The 26,181-nt window shown below is 35.5% G+C and carries 23 protein-coding genes; 10 read left to right on the top strand and 13 right to left on the bottom strand.

Annotated features, from left to right (window positions below):
- Window positions 1-13: 13 nt before the first annotated feature.
- Window positions 14-355: an ArsC/Spx/MgsR family protein gene (locus C8C84_RS10745; RefSeq protein ID WP_121313642.1), complete on the bottom strand. Its 342-nt coding sequence runs from the start codon at window positions 353-355 to the stop codon at window positions 14-16.
- Window positions 356-425: 70 nt separating this feature from the next.
- Between C8C84_RS10745 and C8C84_RS10750 the strand changes: the two genes are divergently transcribed.
- Window positions 426-1,382 carry a CPBP family intramembrane glutamic endopeptidase gene (locus tag C8C84_RS10750; RefSeq protein ID WP_121313643.1) on the top strand — a complete coding sequence of 319 codons (957 nt, stop codon included), beginning with the start codon at window positions 426-428 and terminating at the stop codon, window positions 1,380-1,382.
- Window positions 1,375-2,415: an AMP-binding protein gene (locus C8C84_RS10755; RefSeq protein ID WP_121313644.1), complete on the top strand. Its 1,041-nt coding sequence runs from the start codon at window positions 1,375-1,377 to the stop codon at window positions 2,413-2,415. Before C8C84_RS10750 ends, C8C84_RS10755 begins: the two co-directional genes overlap by 8 nt.
- Before the next feature lie 64 nt (window positions 2,416-2,479).
- On the opposite strand, the gene C8C84_RS10760 is transcribed toward C8C84_RS10755, so the two are convergent.
- From C8C84_RS10760 to C8C84_RS10785, 6 genes are all read right to left on the bottom strand, one after another.
- Window positions 2,480-2,905 (bottom strand): DoxX family protein, encoded by a 426-nt coding sequence (locus tag C8C84_RS10760; RefSeq protein ID WP_121313645.1) that lies wholly within the window; start codon window positions 2,903-2,905, stop codon window positions 2,480-2,482.
- 81 nt (window positions 2,906-2,986) lie between these two features.
- Window positions 2,987-4,603: a M1 family metallopeptidase gene (locus C8C84_RS10765; RefSeq protein WP_121313646.1), complete on the bottom strand. Its 1,617-nt coding sequence runs from the start codon at window positions 4,601-4,603 to the stop codon at window positions 2,987-2,989.
- A 32-nt stretch (window positions 4,604-4,635) separates the two neighbouring features.
- On the bottom strand, window positions 4,636-6,294 hold the full coding sequence (locus C8C84_RS10770; protein ID WP_121313647.1) for an RluA family pseudouridine synthase: 1,659 nt from the start codon (window positions 6,292-6,294) through the stop codon (window positions 4,636-4,638).
- Between the two features lie 60 nt (window positions 6,295-6,354).
- Window positions 6,355-7,620, bottom strand: coding sequence for a hypothetical protein (locus C8C84_RS10775; protein WP_121313648.1), 1,266 nt, complete (start codon window positions 7,618-7,620; stop codon window positions 6,355-6,357).
- Between the two features lie 294 nt (window positions 7,621-7,914).
- A complete protein-coding gene (locus C8C84_RS10780) occupies window positions 7,915-8,334 on the bottom strand; it encodes a DUF5004 domain-containing protein (protein ID WP_121313649.1) in 420 nt (139 codons plus the stop codon).
- Window positions 8,335-8,362: 28 nt separating this feature from the next.
- A complete protein-coding gene (locus tag C8C84_RS10785) occupies window positions 8,363-9,991 on the bottom strand; it encodes an acyl-CoA carboxylase subunit beta (protein WP_121313650.1) in 1,629 nt (542 codons plus the stop codon).
- 191 nt (window positions 9,992-10,182) lie between these two features.
- On the opposite strand from C8C84_RS10785, the gene C8C84_RS10790 reads away from it, so the two are divergent.
- The 5 genes from C8C84_RS10790 to C8C84_RS10810 all read left to right on the top strand — a co-directional run bounded on the left by C8C84_RS10790 (window position 10,183) and on the right by C8C84_RS10810 (window position 15,120).
- Window positions 10,183-10,827, top strand: coding sequence for a DUF47 domain-containing protein (locus C8C84_RS10790; RefSeq protein ID WP_121313651.1), 645 nt, complete (start codon window positions 10,183-10,185; stop codon window positions 10,825-10,827).
- 25 nt (window positions 10,828-10,852) lie between these two features.
- A complete protein-coding gene (locus C8C84_RS10795; RefSeq protein ID WP_121313652.1) occupies window positions 10,853-12,184 on the top strand; it encodes an inorganic phosphate transporter in 1,332 nt (443 codons plus the stop codon).
- A gap of 135 nt (window positions 12,185-12,319) precedes the next feature.
- A complete protein-coding gene (locus C8C84_RS10800) occupies window positions 12,320-13,543 on the top strand; it encodes a porin (RefSeq protein WP_121313653.1) in 1,224 nt (407 codons plus the stop codon).
- A 153-nt stretch (window positions 13,544-13,696) separates the two neighbouring features.
- On the top strand, window positions 13,697-14,245 hold the full coding sequence (locus C8C84_RS10805) for a hypothetical protein (protein ID WP_121313654.1): 549 nt from the start codon (window positions 13,697-13,699) through the stop codon (window positions 14,243-14,245).
- A gap of 107 nt (window positions 14,246-14,352) precedes the next feature.
- Entirely contained in the window at window positions 14,353-15,120 is a 768-nt protein-coding gene (locus C8C84_RS10810; protein WP_121313655.1) for a dienelactone hydrolase family protein, read from the top strand.
- A gap of 233 nt (window positions 15,121-15,353) precedes the next feature.
- Here C8C84_RS10810 and lpxD read toward each other — a convergent pair whose 3' ends face one another.
- Complete coding sequence (gene lpxD, locus C8C84_RS10815) at window positions 15,354-16,349, bottom strand: UDP-3-O-(3-hydroxymyristoyl)glucosamine N-acyltransferase (protein WP_121313656.1); 996 nt, start codon at window positions 16,347-16,349, stop codon at window positions 15,354-15,356.
- Window positions 16,350-16,428: 79 nt separating this feature from the next.
- A protein-coding gene (gene prfB, locus C8C84_RS10820; protein WP_121313657.1) for a peptide chain release factor 2 occupies window positions 16,429-17,527 on the bottom strand; the annotation gives its coding sequence in 2 pieces (ribosomal slippage) (window positions 16,429-17,463 and window positions 17,465-17,527; 1,098 coding nt in all).
- 178 nt (window positions 17,528-17,705) lie between these two features.
- Between prfB and C8C84_RS10825 the strand changes: the two genes are divergently transcribed.
- Window positions 17,706-18,731 carry a low specificity L-threonine aldolase gene (locus C8C84_RS10825; protein ID WP_121313658.1) on the top strand — a complete coding sequence of 342 codons (1,026 nt, stop codon included), beginning with the start codon at window positions 17,706-17,708 and terminating at the stop codon, window positions 18,729-18,731.
- A 1-nt stretch (window position 18,732) separates the two neighbouring features.
- Here the strand turns inward: C8C84_RS10825 and C8C84_RS10830 are convergent, their stop codons facing one another.
- On the bottom strand, window positions 18,733-19,779 hold the full coding sequence (locus tag C8C84_RS10830; RefSeq protein ID WP_121313659.1) for a hypothetical protein: 1,047 nt from the start codon (window positions 19,777-19,779) through the stop codon (window positions 18,733-18,735).
- Between the two features lie 89 nt (window positions 19,780-19,868).
- On the opposite strand from C8C84_RS10830, the gene C8C84_RS10835 reads away from it, so the two are divergent.
- Together C8C84_RS10835 and C8C84_RS10840 are read left to right on the top strand one after the other, a co-directional pair.
- Window positions 19,869-21,965, top strand: a complete 2,097-nt coding sequence (locus C8C84_RS10835; RefSeq protein WP_121313660.1) for a S9 family peptidase — start codon at window positions 19,869-19,871, stop codon at window positions 21,963-21,965.
- A 79-nt stretch (window positions 21,966-22,044) separates the two neighbouring features.
- Window positions 22,045-23,085, top strand: coding sequence for a PLP-dependent cysteine synthase family protein (locus C8C84_RS10840; RefSeq protein ID WP_121313661.1), 1,041 nt, complete (start codon window positions 22,045-22,047; stop codon window positions 23,083-23,085).
- A 115-nt stretch (window positions 23,086-23,200) separates the two neighbouring features.
- Here C8C84_RS10840 and C8C84_RS10845 read toward each other — a convergent pair whose 3' ends face one another.
- The 3 genes from C8C84_RS10845 to C8C84_RS10855 form a co-directional block, all read right to left on the bottom strand.
- Window positions 23,201-24,184, bottom strand: a complete 984-nt coding sequence (locus tag C8C84_RS10845; RefSeq protein ID WP_121313662.1) for a Dam family site-specific DNA-(adenine-N6)-methyltransferase — start codon at window positions 24,182-24,184, stop codon at window positions 23,201-23,203.
- Window positions 24,181-25,092 (bottom strand): type II restriction endonuclease, encoded by a 912-nt coding sequence (locus tag C8C84_RS10850; protein ID WP_121313663.1) that lies wholly within the window; start codon window positions 25,090-25,092, stop codon window positions 24,181-24,183. The genes C8C84_RS10845 and C8C84_RS10850 overlap by 4 nt, the downstream gene beginning before the upstream one ends.
- A 351-nt stretch (window positions 25,093-25,443) precedes the next feature.
- Window positions 25,444-26,154 (bottom strand): YebC/PmpR family DNA-binding transcriptional regulator, encoded by a 711-nt coding sequence (locus tag C8C84_RS10855; RefSeq protein ID WP_121313664.1) that lies wholly within the window; start codon window positions 26,152-26,154, stop codon window positions 25,444-25,446.
- Window positions 26,155-26,181 lie beyond the last annotated feature (27 nt).

The raw sequence follows: 26,181 nt of genomic DNA on the forward strand, positions 1-26,181 counted from the left end.
TATACAGCCAACTTTAGAGGAATTTTTCCACTTTTTCGAGTTCTCTGCCAATGATAGCAACGTTCCCTTTAATGATAATTGGTCGTTCTATTAAAATTGGGTATTGGGCTAATGCTTTGATAACTTCGCTGTCAGATAATGTTTTGCCTTTAAAATGTTCAATCCAAATGATTTCTTTCTGACGCACCAGTTCTATGGGTTTGATATTTAGCTTCTTAATTACAATTTTTAATTCTTCTTCGGAAAGTGGATTTTGAATGTAGTTTCTAATTTCATATTCTGCTTTAGAATTATCCAGAAAAGCCAAGCAATTTCTCGATTTTCCACATCTTGGATTGTGAAGTATTTGTAACATCTTTTTTTTTACAAAGTAATAGATATTAATAGAAAAAAGTTAATTTAGGCGAAACAAAAATTTTAAGTCTATGTTTTTAGAAAACGGATTTTTACCTGAAAATAAATTTTGGAAATACATAATAGGATCAGTAATCATTATCTTGGCTTCAACTATTGGGCAAATTCCTTTTGCTATAGCAGTTGCAGTCAAGGCCTTTTCTTCCGGGGAAAGTTTTCCTATAACCAACGAAGCAGTAATGGGTTATTTAGAACCTAATACTACTTTGTTTTTATTGCTGTTTTCCTTTGTTTTCGGATTTGGCGCTCTCATTTTGGTAGTTAAATATATTCACAAACAAACCCTTTTATCCGTTACGACTTCGAGGTCTAAAATAGATTGGAGTAGAATCTTTTTTTCATTCTTTTTGTGGGCAATTTTTACTGTAGGTTCAACGGTTGCTATGTATTATGCAACACCTGAAAGTTTTGTATGGAATTTTAAACCGATTCCTTTTTTGATATTAGCCATCATTGGCATTGTAATGATTCCCATTCAAACCAGTACTGAGGAATACGTTTTTCGCGGTTATTTGATGCAAGGTTTTGCGGTTTTGGCTAAGAACAGATGGTTTCCTCTGGTATTGACTTCGGTGATTTTTGGTACAATGCATATCGCCAATCCGGAAGTGGAGAAAATGGGTTATATAGTTTTAGTTTATTACATCGGAACCGGTTTTTTCCTTGGTATTATTACTTTAATGGATGAAGGAATGGAATTGGCTCTTGGTTTTCATGCCGCTAATAATTTGGTTACGGCCTTATTATTAACGTCAGATTGGTCCGTTTTTCAAACCAATTCAATTTTTAAAGACATTTCTACACCATCAGTAGGATTTGAAGTTTTGGCACCTGTCATAATTATTTTTCCAATACTATTATTTATCTTTAGTAAAAAATACCAATGGACCAATTGGAAGGAAAAACTAACCGGAAATATTGTAATTAAAAGCGAAGAACCAATACAAAATAGTGAAAGTCATGAATAGTCCAACCTACGAAAACGTACACAATCAATTTAAATTGAATGGATTTCATCTCGACAGAGAAGACTTGTGTCGTGTGGCTTATAGTTTTATCAAAGAAGGAGAAGATTTTGAAAAGCCGGTTGGCGATTTTCTTTTGGATTGGTTTGATGGAAGAGATTATATCGAGATGCAAACTTCGGGAACTACCGGAACGCCAAAAATAATTTCGGTAAGCAAGCAAGCGATGGTGCATTCTGCTTTGGCAACCGGTGATTTTTTTGATTTGCAACCCGGTAATTCTGCTTTACATTGTTTGCCCGTAAAATATGTAGCCGGTAAAATGATGTTGGTTCGCGCCATGATTTTGGGTTTAGACTTAGAATTTGTAGCCCCGAGTTCGCATCCTCTGCGTCATAATGAAATTGATTATGATTTCGTAGCAATGGTTCCTTTACAAGCCCAAAATTCTATATCCGAATTAAAGAAAGTAAAGAAATTGATTGTTGGTGGTGCAGCCATTAATAAAAATTTAGAAAAGCAACTGTTAAAACTGTCAACCCAAGTTTTTGAAACTTATGGCATGACAGAAACAATCACGCATATTGCCGCCCGAAAATTGGGTGAAAAAGCATTTACTGTTTTGCCTGGCGTAACTATTTCGTATGACGATAGAAACTGTTTAGTGATTCATGCCCCAAGAATTTCTGACGATGTTATTATCACTAATGATATTGTAGAATTGGTTAACGAGAACCAGTTTGTTTTCTTAGGTCGAATGGATAATGTAATCAACAGTGGCGGAATCAAACTCATTCCGGAACAAATAGAGGAGAAGTTGGCGCATAAAATACACCAACGTTTCTTTATAGCTTCTAAACCGGATTCAGAATTAGGTGAAAAAGTGATTTTGGTGGTTGAAGGTGAAAAGCAAGATTTAGGTGCAGATTTATATGAAGAATTAGATAAATATGAAAAGCCAAAAGAGTTGATTTTTCTTCCGAAATTCAAAGAAACCGGAAGCGGGAAAGTCATGAGGAAAGAAACTTTGCAATAAAGGAAAACGCACTGAAGTAAAAAGACCTTAGTGCGTTTTTTTATTTTAGGGGAATTACAATACGCTATTTTTGCATTTTGAAATAGTAATCCGCTGAATGCTTACCACTTCCATAAATAGTGTAAAAAACACTTAACGCTAGTGTAATTGTAGCTATCAATAAGTTCATCGCATTCATTTCTCCAATAAAATTGATTAGAACTGCACCGAGTAGAATTGGCAATTGCGCAATTAAAGCCCAACGGGTTAACAATCCGAAAACAATCATTATGCCGCCCATAATATGAGCAGAAGCGATATAATGGAAAGTTAGCATGCCGCCGAGAAAGTTACTTACTGGAGCAATTAAGTCTTCAAAATCTCTACTGTTGCTGATGAAATAGGCGCCTTTGTAAATTAAAAAAACACCAAGTATTACTCTGAAAGTATCAAACCAAATTGTTGAATGAGCATTGGCCCATTTGTTCAAACCTTTTACTGAAGTATCCATAATAAATGAGTTTAAAGTTTAGTCTAATTTACTATTTATTAATGAGATACGAAATAGTTGGTGCTGTTTTTTTAATATTGATTAAGGTACGTTGATGTAGAATTTATTGTCCAATACTTGGACTTGACCGATTTTTTTAACTTTCAACTTTGTAGAAGACCAGTCATTTTTGGGGTAAATTCTGATGGTTTTTTCGTTCAAAGTAATATCAACCGGCATCTCAAAGTCTTTCTCAACATTGGTCCATCTTGCATGTAATTTGCCTTTATTAACTTTAAGTTCCAATTTTGGAATGGAAGTTTTATATAAATACTGCTTAAAAATGGGTGTCAAATTCATTCCGCTTTCTTTGTTGAAAAAGGCAATCACCGTTTGGGTATCAATGATTTTGTGTTTATAAGTATTTGAATAATCTAAAATCAATTTCCACCATTTATCGTCATCATTGATTACGTGTCTCAGAGTGTTTAACAATAAAGCACCTTTAGGATACATATCGCCTGAACCTTCGTGATTTAAACCATAAATTCCAATAATCGGTCTGTCATTGTCAACATTACCCCGCAAACCGTTGGCATATTTCATTGCTTTTTCGTAGCCTAATGTACATTCGACATAAACGATTTCGGAGTATTGGGTAAATCCTTCATGAATCCACATGTCGGCAATGTCTTTTGAAGTGATACTGTTGCCGAACCATTCGTGACCACTTTCGTGAATCGTGATGTAATCAAAAGTCAAACCGATTCCCGTTCCGGATAAATCCATTCCGAGATATCCTTTAAAATATTTATTTCCATAAGCTACAGCGCTTTGGTGTTCCATACCTAAATAAGAGGTTTCGACTAATTTATAACCGTCATCCTTGAATGGATAGTCGCCGAATTTGCTTTGAAAGCAATCCATCATGGGTTTCACTTCTTCAAAATGCTTTCTGGCTTTGGCTTCGTTTTCAAGCAAAACATAATAATCCAAATCCAATCCTTTGTAATTATCATGCAGATGAACATAATCAGCAACATTCACTGTAATGTCATAGGTATTTATCGGATTTTTCACTTCCCAATCCCAACGAGTGTAACCGTTTTTTAAATCTTCGGAACCCATAAACCTACCATTAGAAACATTCATTAATCCATTGGGAACAGCCACTTTGATACTTGCTCCTCTATCGGGTTCATCGGTTTGAGAATCTTTCACCGGATACCATAAACTCGCTCCGGTTCCTTGCACGGCAACCCCAATCCAGTCTTTTCCATTGCGGTCTTTTGAAAAAACAAACCCGCCATCCCAAGGCGCACGTCGTGCAATTATTGGTTTCCCTGAATAATAAAATTTAATCGATTGTTCCGGCATTTCTGTTGATAATACAGAGGGAAAATCGATAAAAATCGCATTAAAATCTCTAATATATGTCAGTCTGCTTTTGTTGTAAATGATACTGTCTACAGTCATGTTTTCAAATAAATCGACTTGAATTTTTGAAGTATTTTCAACCACTTTGAAAGTGATGTTATTATAGCCTACAATTGACTTTTCTTTCGGGTCAATTTTGATATTCAAATCATATCGTAAAACGTCATATGAAGTTCGTTCCAAACGTAATCCACCTTGAAGCGAATCTTTGCGGCTAAAGTTTTGGGCGAAAAATGTTTGAAAACCGAACAGCAAAAATGAATAACAAAACAATTTTTTCATAAGGGAAAGTGTTTCACAATGAGTCTGAAAACCTAACTTTTGTTACGGGTATAAAAATCAGCAGAGACTGTAATTGTAATAGTCTCTTTTGAGATGGGATGACTAAAAGTAATGCTTTCTGCGTGCAAATGCAAACGATTGGCTTTAGTACCGTATAAATCATCGCCGACAATGGGTGTATTTAAACCTAAATTATGAGCGGCATGAACCCGAAGTTGGTGCGTTCTGCCGGTAATCGGGTAGAAGTAGACCAGGGTTTGATTTTCTCTTCGTTCAATAACTTCCCAAAGTGTTTGTGCCGGTTTACCATGTTCATAGCATACGATTTGATTCGGGCGATTGTCTAAATCAACGCGTAAAGGCAAATCGATTACGCCATTATTTTCTTTTAACAAACCATCAAGTAGAGCTACATAACGTTTTTTGACTTTTCGTTTGATAAATTGGGACTGCAGATTTTTATGGATTTCACTCGATTTAGCAATCAAAATCAAACCTGAAGTCGACATGTCTAAGCGATGTACTACCAATGGTCCGGTTGCGCTGGGATAAAGCTTTTTAACTCTAGCAAAAACAGAATCGGTGACTTGTTTTCCCGGAACTGACAGGAATTCAGCAGGTTTGTTTACCAATGCCAAATAGTCATCTTCAAAAACAATTTCGAGTTCTTTGTCTTGAGCAGTATTGATTTGAAACGGATTGTCATCCATCGGGATATCTTTCAGCATGTGAGCCAAAATAGGTTCGCATTTTCCGGAACATGCCGGATAAAATTGCTTGTGTTTTCTGACTTCAGATTTGGGTGATTGTCCCCACCAAAATTCCGCCATGGCAATTGGTTTCAAATCGTATTGAAAAGCATAATGCAATAATTTAGGTGCCGCACATTCGCCGGCACCGGCTGGTGGATTGCCATTAAAGATTTCACCTAAACTTTTTAGTTCTTGGTATTGGTTTAAAAAAGCATATTCGGCAAATAATTGTTGCTGTAAGTTCGCCGATTTTTGACGACGCTCTTCTCTGAGTTGGTTGATTTTATTGGTGTATGCATTCAAAGACTCCATGGCAGCTTGGATATGATAGTTCCAATATTGCGTCATTTTTTTGAGTAAGATTCCTTCTTCCTGACTTTCTTTGTTGAGTTGTTCCAAAGCTTCTTGAGGAAATAATTTTCGTTTTTCGGTACGGATTTTTTTGCCCAGTTTTATCTTTAATTTTTGCTCTTGGATTTCTTTTTCTGCTTGGCTTTTGGTTTGTTCCAAATGTTGGATAGAAGCCAGATAATCAAAATCATTTTCAAGTTTCTCAATCTTTTTATTGTATAGATTTAGAATGGCTTCTTCTTTTTTGAAAAAACTGTTTTCTTCGAGCATGTCAAAAACTGTCGGAACAAACAGCGGATGATGATTACTTTCTGCCAATTTTCCTGAAAAAGCCCATAGATAACCCAATTGCCCATCATTATTTTGCACCACTAAAATGCCAAACATTTTACCAATCACTAATCCGTCTTGTTCCACATTTAATCCGAAATTGTGTTCAAAATCAGATTGAGTTTCCAGATAGTTTTGCAACTCATTCGCAGCAATAACGCTCAACTGATGCGGTTCGTAATAGAATGGAAAGGTGAATTTTTCGGGTAAAGGAATACCAGAGATATTTTGTTGGAAAGGTTGGAATAGGTTTGACATTTGTTTATTCAGGATTCATAATAACTTTCCTTTAAAGAAGTAAAACTATCTATTCTACTATCACTTTTTAAATTTAGGTTTAATTATTGAATATCTAAAAGAAAGAGAAATATTATCGTGGTTGGTTTTGTAACTGTATATTCTATCAAAATAATTTCTTGGTATCAAATTATATTTTACTTCAAATCCATATCTCCAGTCGAATGCATAACCTAATCCAAGTTGAATAAATATGTCGCCGAAAGTTTTGTATGTAATATTGGTGTATTCATCAGGGAGATTTAAGTCTTCATTATATTTTTTGGTTATAGATAATTTAATATCATCATTTGTATAAGAATAACCTAATGAAAAATTTGAATAAATCTTGTGCTTTATTTGGGTTACAAAATTATATCTAATACCTATTTCCGGGGTTAAAATGGTTGGTTCGAATTTTGTGGTGTAATATTCAGTAAAATCTTGAGAATCGATTGACTTTGTGCCATAAGTAAAGTCATACTTGCTATAATTGATTCTTAAAAAGGTTTCAAATTTTCTATTAATATCAGAGATAAGATATGAAAATTCAATACCTAAATTAATATTTTGTCTATTGATTTTATTTTCATTGATTCCCAAGTTTTCATAGTTAAACGTATTAAAAGAATAATCAATATATGGAGTAAGTATTATTTTACTTGAATGCTTTATTGTGTCATAATTAAAAAAGACACTATCGCAATTATTGTTTTTGTTAATTATCTCCTTCAACTTATTCTCTTTGTATTCAACCGCTAAAAAGTTTTTTAATGTTAATTTGTTGCACAATAAGTTTTCTGATAGTTGTTTTTTGTAGTTAGTTATTTCCTTGATATTTCCATCATTGTAGATTTTTTTGTATTCAAGTAACTTTACATTTTCTTCGTCTTTGTTCTTTATGAAATAACTTTTAAAGCCGTTAATTGTTAACAGATAAAGTGAAACTTCTCCATTGACCAATTTTTCTAAAAATAAAGTTTTAGTTTCAGCTTCAATATTAGGATTAATTCTTTGTAGTACGTCTGCATAATTTACAGATTCTTTATCATAAGTTACGGTGTATCTTTCAAAAATTTTACTTTCTTCTTCAAATACAATCTGTTTAGAATTACTTGTATTTAGCGATATAGTTTCAGATTCCATACTTTTTTTGAATTGAAATCTATCAGGAGTATTAACTGTTTTATTGTATAAAATTAATCCCGAAATTTTCTGATTTAAATCATTGATATAGTAACCTTGTTTGAATTTTTTTTGAGCAAATAATGAACTGGTTAATAGTAATAGAATGAATACTTTTTGCATGATTTTAATTATTTTTTTTTATAGATTTAGATTGTAGCTATGTTACTTTTTAATTTGAACTTCTTTATAAATCGGCCTAAGATTTGACCCTTTTTTATGTTCTAGAAAATCCAAATACTAGTTATAAAAAGGAAATATTAGAGTCAGTAATAATTTTTTGGATGAATAATAAAACGCAAAGTGAATTTTAAGATAATATACCCCGTAGTTTTTTTAAAACAACAAAGTGAATATTAGATTTCATCGTTGCAAAACTAAAAAAAGGAATTGAAAAATGTTAGCTAAATTCTGATTTTATTCTTTCAATAAAAGTTTCAAATTGGCAATCGTGGAAATTTCAGATTTGTAAAATTGAAGCGCTGTTGGTACCATTTTATCAGACGTGTCACGAGGCGATTTTTTGATAATTCTGGCAGTTGTACCGGTGAAATTTAAAGTATGGTCTTTATCTAAATCAGTTGTTTCGGTGGTGAATCTTATAATTTTATTTTCTACTTTCCAGGTTCCTTTCCCTTTTAGATGATATTCATTCATCCCATTATTAATATAACTTGTATAAAGAAATTTTTTATCAGAATTTAATTGAAGCTTATAGTCAATGATTTCACCTTTTTTAGCTTCTACATAAAAAATGTAAGTTCCAGTATAATCTTCGGTTTGAGTAGTAAAACTAAAATTCAAAGTTACAAGTAAGAGAAGGAGTAATGGTTTCATGTGAAATGACTTTTTGGTTAGGATAAATTTAAACTTGTATCACACCCAAATTGAACTTTTTCTCAATCGGTGCATGATTTGCAGCTTCGATTCCCATTGAAATCCACGTACGCGTTTCTAACGGATCAATAATCGCATCTGTCCATAATCTTGCCGCTGCATAATAAGGAGAAACTTGGGCATCATAGCGCGCTTTGATTTTATCGAATAATTCTTGTTCTACTTTCTCGTCAACGGTTTCGCCTCTGGCTTTTAATGAAGAAGCTTCAATTTGGGCCAATACTTTTGCGGCTTGTGTTCCGCCCATAACTGCGAGTTCCGCGCTTGGCCAGGCAAATATTAACCTCGGGTCATAAGCTTTGCCGCACATGGCGTAATTTCCGGCACCATACGAGTTACCGACAACTACAGTGAATTTTGGTACAACCGAATTGGAAACAGCGTTCACCATTTTCGCACCATCTTTGATGATTCCGCCGTGCTCACTTTTGGAACCCACCATGAAACCTGTTACGTCTTGTACAAAAACCAACGGAATTTTCTTTTGATTACAATTCGCAATAAAACGAGTCGCCTTATCGGCAGAATCCGAATAAATTACGCCACCAAACTGGATTTCACCTTTCTTTGTTTTAGAAACGGTTCTTTGATTGGCTACAATTCCGACAGCCCAACCGTCAATTCGGGCATAACAAGTGATGATGGATTTACCATAATCGGGTTTGTACATGTCCATTTCAGAGTTGTCAACCAAACGTTTGATAATCTCCATCATATCGTATTGTTCCGTTCTTGATTTTGGTATAATGCCGTAGATTTCTTTTTCGTTTAAAGCCGGTTTTTCCGCTTTTTCACGGTTGAATCCTGCTTTTTCATAATCACCAATTTTTCCGACGATACTTTTGATGCGGTCTAAAGCGTCCTTATCATCTTTGGCTTTATAATCGGTCACGCCTGAGATTTCGCAGTGAGTTGTGGCTCCGCCAAGCGTTTCGTTGTCTATGTTTTCGCCTATGGCAGCTTTGACCAAATAACTTCCGGCCAAGAAAATACTTCCCGTTTTATCAACTATCATCGCTTCATCGCTCATAATCGGAAGATACGCGCCACCGGCAACACAACTTCCCATTACGGCGGCAATTTGGGTAATGCCCATACTGCTCATAATAGCATTGTTTCTGAAGATTCTGCCAAAATGTTCTTTATCCGGAAAAATTTCGTCTTGCATGGGTAAATACACTCCGGCAGAATCGACTAAATATATTATCGGTAAACGATTTTCCATCGCTATTTCCTGAGCACGCAAGTTCTTTTTAGCTGTAATCGGAAACCAAGCACCGGCTTTTACAGTAGCATCATTCGCCACAACAATACACTGTTTTCCTTTGATATAACCCATTTTTACCACAACGCCGCCCGAAGGACAACCACCATGTTCCGCATACATGCCATCACCAACAAAAGCACCGATTTCAATACTATTTGCTTTAGCGTCAAGCAAGTAATCGACACGTTCCCGAGCGGTCATTTTGCCTTCGGAATGCAATTTTTCGATGCGCTTTTCGCCGCCGCCAACTCTGACTTTAGCAAAACGTTGCTTTAAATCGGTCAGTAAAAGTTTGTTGTGATCTTCGTTTTTATTGAAGTTGATGTCCATGTTTTGATGAGTGTAATAGTGTGTTTTTATTCGGATGCTAAGCTACGAAAACGTTTTCAATAAGAGAAATTTGTTTAAAGTAGGCTTAAATCGTTATGTTAACAAATTGTAAACTTTAATAACTTCTTAATTATGATTTATTAATATTCACTTAACATTAGTCATTTACATTTGCATCAAATTTTAACACTATGTCGATAAACAGTATTTTCCAGTTTTTAGTTCCAAAAGATAAAAAATTCTTTCCACTTTTCGAACAAGCCACAGCAAATTTAGTCTTATTAGCAGAAGCACTTCACGAAGCAGTAAATGCTCCAAAAGCGGAACGTGAAGATTATTTTAGAAAAATAGAAGAGTTGGAAGCAACTATAGAAGAGATTACCCATAAAACGCACTTAGAATTAAGCAGAAACTTTATCACGCCTTTTGATAGAGAAGATATTCACTCTTTAATCAAAGCGATTGATAACGTAGCCGATTATATGCATGGTGCCGCAAGTAGAATGCGTTTGTATCAAGTAGAAAAAATTACTAAATCGATTCGCAAATTGACCGAAATTAATTTAGAAGCTTGTCAATTGATTAACCTTGGTGTTAAAGAATTGAAAGACATGAAAGACCATAAGGCGATTAAAGATACTTGTAAAAAAATCAATAAATTAGAAAGCAAAGCGGATTCGGTTTTTGACAAAGCGGTTGCTGATATCTTCGAAAACGAAACCGATGTTAAAAACATCATTAAATACAAAGAAGTACTTTCTGCTTTGGAATCAGCTTCTGATAAATGTAAAAGTGTTTCCAATGTAATGGAGCAAATTTCAGTAAAACATTCATAAATAGTTTTAATCAAAATCGACTTTTATGGATTTTACTTTATTATTAATTATCATTTTTCTTGCGTTAGTTTTTGACTACATCAATGGTTTTCATGATGCAGCTAACTCTATTGCAACGATAGTAGCGACAAAGGTTTTGACACCTTTTCAAGCCGTACTTTGGGCAGCGCTTTTCAACTTCATGGCCTATTGGGTTTTTGGTTTTGGTGTAGCCGATACGGTAGCGAAAACGGCTCACACTAGTAGTATTGACTTGACGGTAATTTTGGCCGGAGTTATAGCAGCGATTATTTGGAATTTAATCACTTGGTGGAAAGGAATTCCATCATCCTCTTCGCATACTTTAATCGGTGGATTTGCAGGAGCAGCGATTGCTCATGGTTTCCGCGATGTGACTGATCCTGAACATGCTGGATTTAAAATTGTAAACTGGTTAAAAGACGCTAAAGAAGGAGAATTATTGCCTTCCGGTGTAGTGATTGTAATCTTGTTCATTGTATTTGCGCCTTTATTAGGAATGTTGATTTCCTACTTTATCTCTTTGTGGTTAATGTATTCTTCCAAGAAAAACGTTTGGCCAAAAGTTTTAACCGGAGTATTAATGTTATTGGTTGGATGGTTTTTATTTTCAGTAATGGTTCCGTATGAAGACATTAAAAAACCTAGATTCGACAGTCACTTCTGGAGCGTGATTACAGAGCCGCACAATATCAAATGGTTTTTGGTCGCTATTATTTTCTATAGTTTGGCGATATTCAATTTATTGTTCAGTAGTTTTTCTACTGCCAAAGCTGAAAAAGTTCTAAAGAAAATGCAGTTATTGTCTTCAGCGGCTTTCAGTTTAGGACATGGTGGGAACGATTCACAAAAAGTAATGGGTATTATTGCAGCAGCAGTAGCGGTTTACATCAAATCAAATCCGAACATCGATATGTCTGCGGGTTGGCTTGATTTGAATGTAGTTTTGCCTTCCGAGAAAGACGGTGTAAAAATTGACGGAATAATGCCGAGTTGGATTCCGTTGACTTGTTATACTGTAATTGCGTTAGGAACTTTGAGTGGTGGATGGAAAATTGTAAAAACAATGGGGTCCAAAATCACGAAAGTAACTGCTTTTGAAGGTGTAGTAGCTGAATCTGCCGGTGCTTTGACACTATTTTCAACAGAACATTTTAAAATTCCGGTATCGACAACTCATACTATTACGGGTTCTATTATTGGAGTAGGTGTAACCAAAAGGGTTTCGGCCGTTCGTTGGGGTGTAACTGTAAAACTATTGTGGGCATGGATTTTAACCATTCCGGTTTCTGCAGTTTTAGCCGCTATAATTTACTATTTATTAAAATTATTTATTTAAACTTTTTATATTTTTAAAAGCCGACTGTAAGGTTGGCTTTTTTTATAGCTAATCCTTACTTGTTACCAAATCATTTCTTTAACATCAAATTATTGTAAAGCAATTACATTACTTAACTACAACACACTACATAACATGAAAAAACTATTACTGACTGCTACTTTACTCTTCTCCATTTCAATATCAGCCCAAATCACCATTGAGCAAACCAAGCATGACAATGATATTAAATTATCTGCCTTACCTTATTATAGTTTTGGTAAAGGTATTGGAATGACTTCTCCGGATAGTTTGTTCCAAATGAATATTCGTTTCAGAATGCAAAATCGCGTTTCTTATATAGAAAATGATGGTGAAAACGGTGCTTACGATGGACAGATTCGTCGTTTGCGTTTGCGTTTTGACGGTTATGTTGGGAATCCAAAATTCTTATATGCTATTCAATTGTCTTTTGCGCCTGGCGATGTAGGTGAAGTAAAAGAAGGAGAAAACATCAATATCATCAGAGATGCGGTGGTTTTTTATCGTCCGAATAAAAATTGGAACATCAGTTTCGGTCAAACCAAATTACCCGGAAATCGCCAACGTGTGAATTCTTCTGGTGGTTTACAATTAACCGATAGAACGATTAATAACGCTAAATTTACTATTGACAGGGATTTTGGATTCCAAGTTCATAATATGAATGAGTACAAAGATAAATTCTCTTATAATTTAAAAGCAGCACTATCGACAGGTGAAGGAAGAAACCAAACCGATAATGCCGATGATGGAGTTGCCTTAACTGGTAAAGTCGAATTGTTTCCACTAGGTGCTTTTACCAAAGACGGAACTTATTTTGAAGGAGATGTAATTAGAGAAACTAAGCCTAAATTATTGTTTTCAGGAGCATTTCACCAAAACAATCACGCTCAACGTACTCAAGGGCAATTAGGAAATGATTTATTTGAAACGAGAACGATGAAATCAGTTTTACTTGATGCGATGTTCAAATACAACGGTTGGGCAGCCATGATGAGTTATATGTCGAGAACTGCCAATGATAATGCCATTACTTTCAATCCTGAAGATCTTACCGAAAGCAATTATGTTTTTATTGGAAATGGTTTCGATTACCAAGCGAGTTATGTCACCAAGTCTAATTATGAATTCATTGCCAGATATTCTACTCAGAATGTTGGAAAAGATATCGAAGCTTTATCGCCAAATACTCGAGAATATTCGGTTGGTATTACACGATACATTTGGGAACACTCTTTTAAATTGCAAGCCGAACTCAACTATGATACGTTGAAATACTTTGACGGCAGCACCAAAAACAATTGGTACTTGCGCTTCCAAGTCGAAATCGGAATCTAATATCTTTTTCTATTTAAGCAACTTTTTATATTCCCAATGTTAAGTTTTCACTTAAAACGAAAACTTAACATTGGGTTATCTTTTTATGCAGTACTTTTGTTTACAGTAAATTAACAAATTGTTTACGTTAATCTCAATAATAAACACCATACAATGATAAAAAGAAAAGTAACGGTTAAAGAAACTACACCTGAAATTAATTCAGATTCAGTTAACCAAACTACAGCCGAAGAGGTTGCCAAAGTAGCAGTTCCAAAACCTGTAACAAGAAGAAGAACAACAGCTACAACTACTACTGTGGCTAAAGCTACAACTCCAAGAAAAACTGTAGCGCCAACAAAAGCCGTAACGCCGAGAAAAACAGCAACTCCCAAAAAGCCTGAAAATGTAGATGTTAGCAAGGACATAATCTCAGAGCCTATTATTAACCAAGAAACACCGGAAATTATGAAAGATTCTGATAAAGAAAAAGCTAAAAAAGCTAAGGCGAAAGAAAAAGACAAAAAAGAGAAAGCGAAGAAAAAGGCCAAAGCCAAAAAGCAAAAAGAAAAGGAAAAAGAGAAAAAGGAAAAAGCTAAGAAGAAAGCCAAAGCCAAAAAAGAGAAAGCAAAAGCAAAGGAAAAAGCTAAAAAAGCCAAGGCTAAAGCAAAAGCAAAAAAAGACAAAGACAAAAAGAAATCTAAGTCAAAAAAGAAAAAATAGTCATTTCAAAAGCATTCGGATATCGGATGCTTTTTTTTATTTAATAGGTCATTAACTTTTGTTTTACCTTTTAATGGTTAATTTTATCGGTAACTAATTTAATTACTATGAAACTCAAAACAATTATTATGACTATTGTGCTACCATTGTCATTTAACAGCTTTGCCCAACTTACCGCTGTAGATTATAAAGACGGTGAACAAGTGTTAAGTGGCTTTGGTATTAAACCGAAAACCGAATTAAAAGACAAACCTGGCGTATTGGTTTTACCGGCTTGGTTTGGTATCGATGGACATTCCAAAGAAAGTGCAGCCAAGTTAGCTGAATTAGGCTATTACTCTTTCGTAGCTGATATTTACGGTAAAGATAACCGTCCCAAAAACGGCGCAGAAGCCGGAAAAAATGCCGGTTATTACAAAAAAAATATTGCCGAATACCAAAAACGAATCCAGTTGGCTTTAGACGAATTAATAAAACTCGGCGCTAATCCTGATAAAATTGTTGTTATGGGCTATTGTTTCGGTGGAACCGGTGCGATTGAAGCGGCTAGAGGTAATTTAAAAGTACAAGGTGTAGTTTCTTTCCACGGTGGTTTAGGTAAAGAGGCGACTAGAGCTGTTGGAAAAATTAATGCTAAAGTGTTAGTGCTTCACGGTGCTGATGATCCTTTTGTGCCGAAAGAAGAAGTAGACAATTTTCAAACCGAGATGAGAACTTCAGGTGCCGATTGGCAGATGGTTTATTATGCGAATTCCGTTCACGCGTTTACCCACAAAGATGCCGGAAGCGACAATAGCAAAGGTGCGGCTTATAATGAGTTGGCCGATAAACGTTCGTGGATTGCCTTTAAAGATTTCTTGAAAGAAGTATTATAAATTGATTTCACCTAATAAAAAAGCCCAAAATAGTCATCTACTTTGGGCTTCCTTACTTCTATAAAATACAAAAGTCGATCTGGAGCGATCGACAATTGCGGCGAGGTGTAACTCCCTTTCGGAATCCTCGTGGCAAATATATAATTTAATTGTGAGTTATGAATTATGAGTTATAAGTTATTTTTTAAAAAAATATACTTTGTATTTCAAGCTTTACAATTCATAATTCATAATTATTTAGAGTCTCTTACCAATCTTTTCAAAATCGCCCATTGTTTCAAAGCATCACGAGCATCAATTGCAGGATAACCTAAAACCGTTTTTCCGGCTTCAATATCTCCGGCAACACCCGAACCTGCACCAACAATAGCGCCATCACCAATCGTTGTATGGTCTTTTATCGAAGCACTTCCGCCAATGATAACTCCATTTCCTAAAGTTACCGAACCGGCTAAACCGGAATTTCCGGCCATAATACAGAATTTCCCCAATTTAGAATTGTGACCAATTTGCACTAAGTTGTCAATTTTACAACCGTCACCTAAGACTGTCGAGCTGAATTTACCTCGGTCAACACACGAGTTGGCTCCAATTTCAACGCCATTACCCAAAATTACATTCCCAATTTGCGGAATTTTAACCAAACCTCTTTCTGGACATGGTCGAAATCCGAAACCGTCTGCACCAATGGTGCAATTAGGATGTAAAATACAATGACTTCCAACATGACAACGTTCACGAATTACTGTTCCCGACCAGATAATGGTGTTTTTACCAATCGTACATTCGTCCAAAATAGTCACGTTTGGATAAATAGTAGTGTTGTCACCGATGACAACATTCGGACCGATATAACATCCGGCACCAATTCTAACTCCGTTTCCTATAGAAACTGTATCGTCAATAATGGCGGTTGGATGAATATCTACTGAAAAAACCGGTGGAGCAGGAGCAAAGAGTTCCAGCACTTGCGACATGGCCAAATCGGCATTCTTTACTTTGATAAAGGCGCGATTTTCTCCGGGTTCAATAGAAATGTCTTGATTTACTACGGCAACACAAGCTTTGGAAGTCGCCCAAAGCTTTTCATATTTTTTGTTGCCAATAATAGATATTTCGGTTTCCGTTGCGCTGTCTAATTGTTCCGGAGCCGTAATTTTATGCGATGTATTGCCTACGATTTCTCCTAGTATTACATCGTTGATTTCTTGAATGGTGAATGAAGCCATAGTGGTTTTGGTTGGTTATAGTTCTCAAATAACTGAAAATGGATTTGAATATCCTAATTATCCAAAACAGAAAGTCTGCTTATTCCTCTTCTTTTTGTCCCATCATCATTAGATAAGCTTTCAAAAATTCGTCTAAATTTCCATTCATTACGCCGTCAACATCGCTGGTTTCATAACCTGAACGAACATCTTTAACCAATTTATACGGATGCATTACATAGTTTCGGATTTGTGAACCCCATTCGATTTTCATTTTTCCGGCTTCGATGTCGCTACGTTGGGCTTGTTGCTTTTTCAACTCAATTTCATACAACTGCGATTTCAACATTTGCATCGCACGTTGGCGGTTGTCTTGTTGCGAACGCGTTTCCGAACACTGAATCTGTATTCCCGTTGGTTTGTGAAACAACTGTACTTTGGTTTCAACCTTATTTACGTTTTGTCCACCGGCGCCACTCGAACGTGAAGTGATAATTTCTATGTCAGCCGGATTGATTTCAATTTCAATCGTATCATCCACCAAAGGATAAACATAAACAGAAGCAAAGGAAGTATGGCGTTTGGCATTACTGTCAAAAGGCGAAATACGCACCAAACGATGCACGCCGTTTTCGCCTTTTAAGTAACCAAAAGCATAATCGCCTTCGATTTCTAAAGTCACGGTTTTGATTCCGGCTACTTCGCCTTCTTGGAAGTTGAGTTCTTTGACTTTATAGCCTTGATTTTCTGCCCACATGAGATACATACGCATCAACATGGAAGCCCAATCACAACTTTCGGTTCCGCCGGCACCGGCTGTAATTTGCAGCACCGCACTCAAACTGTCACCTTCATCCGAAAGCATGTTCTTGAATTCTAAACTTTCGATATGGGTATTGGTTAGTTCGTATTGTTCGTCGAGTTCTGCTTCGGTAGCATCGCCGTCTTTGAAAAATTCGTACACCATTTGAAGCTCTTCTGCCATGGCATTTCCTTTTTCAAAATCTTCCACCCATTTTTTCTTGGAGCGCAAGTTTCTGACAATGATTTCGGCTTCCTTGGCGTTGTTCCAAAAGTCGGGCGCAAAGGTTTTTTCCTCTTCGTTGGTAATTTCTATAAGCTTGGCATCAATGTCAAAGATACCTCCTCAACGCACCAAGGCGCTCCACAATACCTTTAATTTGTTCGGTATTTGTCATAAATAATGTAGTTTTGTGGTTTATAATTGAACCCTAGCCCCGATAGTAGTGGAAATCCTTTTTGTTTTAGAAAAATGCCCTTTGACTGCGCTCAGGGTGACAAAACAAAAAGATTGCAGCGAATAGCGGGATTAGCTTCAAATAAATATAATGCGAAAGTAAGCTATCTTCATAAAATATGGAAATTAATTTAATCAGTGATACCGTAACCAAACCTTCACCCGAAATGTTGCAAGCCATGTTCAACGCCAAAGTAGGCGATGACGTGTTCAAACAAGACCCAACCGTTAATGCTTTTGAAAAAATGGTAGCCAATTTATTTGGGAAAGAAGCGGCTTTGTTTTTTCCGTCGGGAACGATGGCCAATCAGACGGCGATTAAATTGAATACCAATCCCGGAGACCAAATTATTTGCGATAAATGGTCGCACATTCATTTGTACGAAGCCGGCGGCGCGTCATTTAATAGTGGTGTGAATTTTAATTTATTAGATGGAAACCGCGGTATGATTACGGCTGAGCAAGTCAAAGCCGGCATTAATGATCCTGAGTTTTATCATGCACCATTATCCAAAATGGTCAGTATTGAAAACACGACGAACAAAGGCGGCGGCGCTTGTTATGATTTGGATGAACTAAAAAAGATAAAGCAAGTTTGTTTCGATAATAACTTAAAATACCACTTAGACGGCGCGCGTTTGTGGAATGCCATTGTGGAAAAAAAGCAACATCCAAAGCAGTTCGGAGAATTATTCGATACGATTTCAGTTTGTTTTTCTAAAGGATTAGGTGCGCCGATTGGTTCGGTTTTGATTTCTGATTCGGAGACGATGCATAAAGCTTTGCGTGTTCGAAAAATATTTGGTGGTAACTTACGCCAATCGGGATATTTGGCGGCAGCCGGCATTTATGCTTTGCACAATAACATCAACCGATTGACGGACGACCACAGAAGAGCTAAGGAGTTAGGACAAGCCTTGCAGCAATTGTCTTGGGTTGAAAAAGTAGAACCTGCAGAAACCAACATTCTGATTTTTGAAGTTAAAAAGACGTTGAACGAAAAAGATGTCATTGAAAAATTGAAAGCCAAAGGCATTCTAATCAGTTCGATGGGACAAGGGAAATTGCGTATGGTTACCCATTTAGATTACCGTCAAGTGATGCATGAATATGTTTTGGAAGCCTTGGAAAAAATCAGCCTTTAGTTTATAGTTTGATTAATTTATCTTTGGTGATTTTATAGTCACCATCCTCAATACAATCGCCTTCAAAACCTTTGATGTAGTTGGGTGTATTTGTTTTTTTGATTATTATTTTGTCGTTTATAATCTCTATAGTTGAAGTGCATTCTTGTAAATCTTCGCCACCATCTTCGGACCAGTTTTCGTCTTTTATAAATGTTTTAAATAAAACGGATTGCAGCGTTTTCAGATTGACCAATCCAAAAGTATTGGTTGCTTCAAAATGTTCTCTGGAACCAAAATGGTATCCATCATTAAAAGTCAGTCTATTATTGTCAAAATCATTAATGGAAATCTCAGTGTTGTAAGTTAAACAATAAACAAGGCATTTTGATCCTTTCTTTTGAAACAATCCCACAAAATTGGTGTTGGTCTGGTCAACATAATTGGCAACAAAAAAGTTTTTGTATTTAGGATAATCTGTTTTTTCTTCTAATGATTTTATTTTTTGTTTGTCTTTGATAACATCCATTAATTTTAGCGGAGAAAACAAATATTCCTTTCTTTTAGATAGGGTAAAGGTTACTTTTTTATCTTCAGTATTCTTTCTATAATCGGCACACAAACCAATAATGGCATCAGTAAAAACAGCACCCACATTAGAATAAAATCGCTTTGATGGATCTTCAATTCTGATTTGATAAAATTCCGATTTGTTTTCGGAATAAGCATAAGGAACAAACAGATAATAATCTTTTTTTGCGATTTTCAAATGCCTGGTTTTGTAATCGTTATCCGTATTCTTAATTTCTGTCAGATTTTGATTGAAAATCAGCGTATCATTTATGCCGTAACCTTCAAATCGTTTTTGGTAATATTTCGAATAATCCTTTATTACCATCGGATTTCCGATACTATCCAGCAAAGTTAATTTCAAGTTTTCAATAGGATTTCCTGTACTATCAGTCACTTTTACACTAAACATATAAACTCCATCCCAACCACAATGTTGAGCAAAACTTAGGTTTGCGAACAATAACCAAATGGATATGATGAATTGCTTTAGGTTCATTTTTAAATTTTGTTTGCGCCAAATTAGCAAATATTTGTTAATTCTTAAGTTTATAACTTCCTTTAAAAACTAAAATCTACGCGTGTAGAATGGTTATTTTTGTAGTTGATAAAATTATATCGATGCCCAAAACACCACTATTAACGCCAAAAGCTACTATTGTTCCACATGTGTTGGAAAAGCACGGACATGTTCGTACCGATAATTATTATTGGTTAAACCAAAGGGAAAATCCGGAAGTGATTGATTATCTTAATCAAGAAAACGAGTATTATCAACAATCGACTGCACATACCAAAGATTTTCAGGCGGCTTTATTCGAAGAAATGAAAGCCCGAATTAAGGAAGACGACGAATCGGTGCCTTATTTCTATAATGGTTATTACTATATCACGCGTTTTGAAAAAGGCAAAGATTATCCGATTCATTCTCGCAAAAAAGGGAATTTGGAAGCCCAAGAAGAAATCATGTTCGATTGCAATGAAATGGCAAAAGGCTTTACTTATTTCAACTTAGCCGGATTGAGTATTAGCGAAGACAATGTTTGGGCTAGTTTTGGAACCGATACCGTTTCGAGAAGACAATATAACATTCAAATCAAAAACCTTCAAACCGGAGAAATACTTCCCGTAAAGATTGAAAATACTACCGGTGGCGCCACTTGGGCGAGTGACAATAAGACTTTGTTTTATACTCGAAAAGACGAGCAAACGCTGCGTTCGGATAAAATTTACATGCACAAAATCGGAACCACTTCTGATAAAGACAAGTTGGTTTATTTCGAAAAAGATGAAACTTTTGATGTTTCGGTTTACAAATCAAAATCGAAGAAATACATTATCATCAATTCTAATAGTACGCTAACGACAGAATACCGAACTGTTTTATCGGCTACGCCGGATGCTAAATTTACGATTTTTCAGAAACGAACTCGCGGGTTAGAATATTCGATGTCGCATTTTGGAGACCATTTTTATATCGTAACCAATAAAGACAAGGCCACCAACTTTAAGTTGATGAAAACATCCGAAAACAATACTACCAAGGAAAATTGGGTAGATGTGATTGCGCACCGAGAGGATGTTTTATTGGAAGATATTGATATTTTTAAGAATTATTTAGTCGTTGCCGAACGCGCTAATGGTTTGAATCAAATTCGAATCATGCCATGGAATGGAGTAGGAGAATACTATTTGCCTTTCGACAGTGAAACATATACGGCGTATACGACAACCAATCTCGATTTTGATACCGAAATCCTTCGCTTTAGCTTTCAATCGCTGGCAACACCATCATCGGTGTTTGATTTTAATATGAAAACCAAAACCAAAACCTTGTTGAAAGAACACGAAGTTTTGGGTGGACAATTCGATAAAAACAATTATACCGAAGAAAGACTTTGGGCGAAAGCCAAAGACGGAACGCAAGTACCGATTTCTATGGTTTATCGTAAAGGTATTAAGAAAGATGGTAACAATCCAACGCTTTTGTATGCTTACGGTTCTTATGGCGCTACTATGGATTGTTATTTCTCTTCAGTGCGATTGACGTTATTGGACAGAGGATTTATTTTTGCCATTGCACACATTCGCGGTGGTGAGGATTTAGGCCGACAGTGGTATGAAGACGGAAAGCTGCTGAAAAAGAAAAATACGTTTACCGATTTCATTGATTGTTCGCAATTTTTGATTGACGCTAAGTATACATCCACGAAACATTTATATGCGGAAGGCGGTTCTGCCGGCGGACTTTTGATAGGCGCAATAGTCAACATGGCACCATCTTTGTACCACGGAGTCATTGCCCAAGTACCGTTTGTGGACGTAATAACGACGATGTTAGACGATACAATCCCATTAACGACAGGCGAATATGACGAATGGGGCAATCCGAATGTGAAGAAATATTATAATTATATGCTTTCGTATTCGCCTTATGATAATGTAGTGGCGCAAGATTATCCGAATATGTATGTATCGACAGGATTGCACGATTCTCAGGTACAATATTGGGAACCAGCGAAATGGGTGGCCAAATTAAGAGTTATGAAAACAGATAATAACCAATTGTATTTGGATACCAACATGGAAGCAGGTCATGGAGGTGCTTCGGGAAGGTTTGAAGCCATTAAGGAAATCGCCAAAGAATACAGTTTTTTGTTAGATTTAGAAGGAATAAAAAGATAGTTAAAAATATTTTATTAAATTTGCAACGTTTAGAAGTGTGTAAAACGGCTTCATAAATACGCCTTGACTAATTTATTTTATGAAAGAAAATATAAAAGCTCACGATAATGTGTTAAGTTTAATAGGGAATACGCCTCTTATTAGACTTAACAAAATTACAGAATCTTTACAGGGAAATTTTTATGCTAAGGTTGAAGCTTTCAACCCTGGTCACTCCACCAAAGACAGGATTGCATTATATATTATTGAAGAAGCAGAAAAACAAGGCATTTTAACGCCTGGTGATACTATTATTGAAACAACTTCGGGTAACACCGGATTCAGTTTGGCTATGGTCAGCATCATCAAAGGATACAACTGTATCTTGGCGGTGAGTTCTAAATCTTCAAAAGATAAAATAGACATGTTGCGCACTTTAGGTGCCAAAGTGTATGTCTGTCCGGCGCATGTTTCTGCCGATGATGAGCGTTCTTACTACAATGTAGCCAAGCGTTTGCACGAAGAGACCAAAGGTTCAATTTATATCAATCAGTATTTTAACCAATTGAATATTGATGCGCACTACAAATCAACCGGTCCGGAAATTTGGGAACAAACCAACGGAAAAATTACCCACTTGATTGCGTGTAGTGGAACCGGAGGAACCATTTCAGGAGCGGCAAAGTTCTTGAAAGAACAGAATCCAAACATTAGAATTTTAGGAGTTGATGCATTTGGTTCAGTATTGAAAAAATACCACGAAACCAAAGAGTTTGATGCCAATGAAATTTACCCATACAGAATAGAAGGTTTAGGGAAAAACTTAATCCCAACGGCAACCGACTTCGACGCTATCGATCATTTCATGAAAGTGACCGATGAAGAAAGTGCACACACCACCAGAGAAATTGCTAAAAAAGAAGGATTGTTTGTCGGCTACACTTCGGGTGCGGTGATGCAAGCGATTAAACAATATGCCGCTGATGGTGAGTTTGACGAAAACAGTAATGTTATCGCCATTTTCCCGGATCACGGTTCTCGTTATATGAGCAAAGTATTCAGCGACGACTGGATGAATGAGCAAGGTTTCTTTGACAGCATTAATGCGGAAGAAGTGCAGAAGGTTGAGTTTATTAAATAGATATTTAGACTATTGGATTGTTAGATTATTAGATAGTTAGATTTTTAGATATAGAAAACGCCGAGCATTTGCTTGGCGTTTTTGGTTTTAAGATTTGCATTATAAATCCATACTATTAAGTCTGCAAAATCTTTATTTTTGTTTTTGGTTCTTCTAAAATAAAGCTTAATTGTTCGACTGTATCTTTTTTTGTAGTAGTGCTTGTCAATTGTGATTCATTAGAAGATATTCTATTCTTCATTTCAATATTTGAAATACTATCATTTAATTTTACATTTGAAAGTAATGCTTCATAGACAGCATTTCTGTTTGCTTCTTTGCCACCTACATGATAAAAATGTTCTTTTGTTGAAACAAAACAATCACTCCAAACACCAAAAACGTATTCATTTGTTCTATATTTATTGCTTAACCAAGTTGAAAGAATAAATTTTCCCTGCGAATTAAATAATCCTTCTTTTAACATTATTTCTTCTTCTTCAGTCCAAGAATCAAAATAATCTACATGCCTTCCTATATATGGCGGGTCAGAATAAATAAGGTCTGTCGGCTTAAGCTGTTTTAATGTTTCTTTAAAATCTTGGTTTACAAATGTGTAATCTCCATTTTCAATTATTTGAGAAATATTTTCAACTTGATTTGAAATTTTTGTCACTAATGATTGTGCAAAACGATTTGGTTTTTTACAGAAAGGAACATTAAAACCACCACTTTTATTAAATCGCATCATACCGTTAAAACATGAACGACTCAAGAAAAGAAAATCTAGAGAACTACCATTTTCATTAAATCTTTTTCTGACTTCATAGTAGTACTTGCCATCAGTTTCCAAAAGTTTTTGTCCTTCTTCCGTTAAATGTTTTTTTACTATTGCACTAGTTATTTTTTTTTCTTTTACAGCGTTATAAAAATTAATCAAATGAGGATTACTGTCACATAATAGAGCCTTTTTAGGTCTTACATTGAAAGCAACTACTCCAGTCCCCATAAATGGTTCAACCCATCTTTCAAAAGATGAATTGTCAACATTTGAGGAAATCCATTCAACTAATTTGGATTTTATTCCTTGGGATTTTATTGGTGGTACAAATACTTTCATTTCTTCTTTCTTTTTGCTCCCTTAGCTATAACTTTATCAAATAAATCTTCTCGACCTTTAAATTCTAAAAATTCCCATATACTCGAAATTTTTATAGAATTTCCGTCTTTAATCATAGTGGCTGTGCCATAATTCACCCAATATTCATCAAACCATTCTTCTCCTAACTGACTAAATACACCATTGCCATTTTTTAAATCGTCTATATCCTTGATAGAACCGATATTAGCAGTATTTCCAGAGCCTTGACTATCACTTGCAATTTTCCATTTGGGTGATGCAAAGAAATCAAAGTCTTTTATTACTGACGTAATCGATTTCAAGTTCTTAATTTGAGTTACTTTTCTTTCACCAATTGGGTCAACGGTATCTCCATAACTTTCTTCCATATCTTTTACTTGGAAAATCTCTGTATCTGATAAATCGTCATCAAAATCAGATCGAGTATATATAACGCCTAAGCAATAATGCCCCGTATATTTATTATATGGAAATTGAATATTTTTTTCTTTATCCCTTTCTTTAAAATAACCACCGTGACTTCCAAGGGTAAAACCTGCTGATGTATGGTTTCTTCTAAATGTAGTTTTTAAATCTAAAGCAAACTTTATATTATCATTTTTGATATTAACAAATGTTAAATCAGGATACCAATTTTGATGTTCTGCTAATATAATTTTGTAACCAGACTTTTCAGCAAATCTCAAAATTTCAGGGAAGATATGAATTTCTAAAATTTTCGAAACAATTTTTGTATCTGACGAAATTGTATATATATTTTTATAAACATCAATAAAACCTTTTATTGTCCATTCACCAGTTTCTGTTGAAACGTATTGTTTTAATTCTTTAACAAACTGATTTAATGATTTTTCGAATTCAGCAGTATATTTTTCTTTTTCTGTCATATTATTTTTAAAATGTAAATATACGAAAAGTTCGTTTGTAATAAGTATCAGTACTAGTGCCGACAATAACAAAATAGAATCAAGTTTCATTAAATTAAAAAAATGGATATAGTAAAAGTAATAAAATTCCTCCTACAAAAAAAATCACTTCACAAAGTCTTTTGTTAGCTCAGATTCGCAATTCTAGCCCCGATAGGAGCAAACTACCGTGTAGTGCGGATAGCGGGAACAATAGTGAAAGAAGCCCGAAACGTTCTGCTCTTAAAAACAAAAACGCCAAGCAAATGCCCAGCGTTTTCAATATCTAACAATCTAAGTTGTCTAAAATGTCTAACAATCTAAGAAGTCTAATTACTCTTCCATCGTATGATACACGTTCATCACGTCATCATCTTCCTCGATTTTCTCGATTAGTTTTTCTACGTCGGCCATTTCGGCTTCGGTTAACTTTTTGGTGATTTGCGGAATTCTTTCAAATCCTGATGATAGAATTTCAATACCACGGCTTTCCAATTCTTTTTGAATCGCTCCAAAACTTCCGAAAGGCGCGTAGATTAGGATTCCGTCTTCATCGGCGAAGATTTCTTCGGCACCGAAATCGATGAATTCTAATTCCATCTCCTCAATATCGATATTGTTGTTTGGGATTCTGAAATTACAAGTATGGTCAAACATAAATTCTACCGAACCTTGCGTTCCCAAAGTGCCGTTGCATTTGTTGAAATAACTTCTAACGTTCGCCACTGTTCTGTTGTTGTTGTCGGTAGCGGTTTCGATTAAGATAGCGATTCCGTGAGGTGCATAACCTTCAAAAAGGACTTCTTTATAGTTGGCCGTGTCTTTGTCGGTAGCTTTTTTAATCGCGCGTTCTACGTTTTCTTTCGGCATATTCGCCGACTTTGCGTTTTGCATTACGGCTCTCAAACGGGAATTGGCTTCCGGGTTTGGTCCGCCTTCTTTCACCGCCATGACGATGTCTTTTCCAATACGTGTAAAGGCTTTGGCCATCGCTGACCAACGCTTCATTTTTCTTCCTTTTCTAAATTCAAATGCTCTTCCCATTTCTGATAAAATGTTTTTATTTTACTT

It is taken from the genome of Flavobacterium sp. 102, assembly GCF_003634615.1.
Classification (GTDB): domain Bacteria; phylum Bacteroidota; class Bacteroidia; order Flavobacteriales; family Flavobacteriaceae; genus Flavobacterium.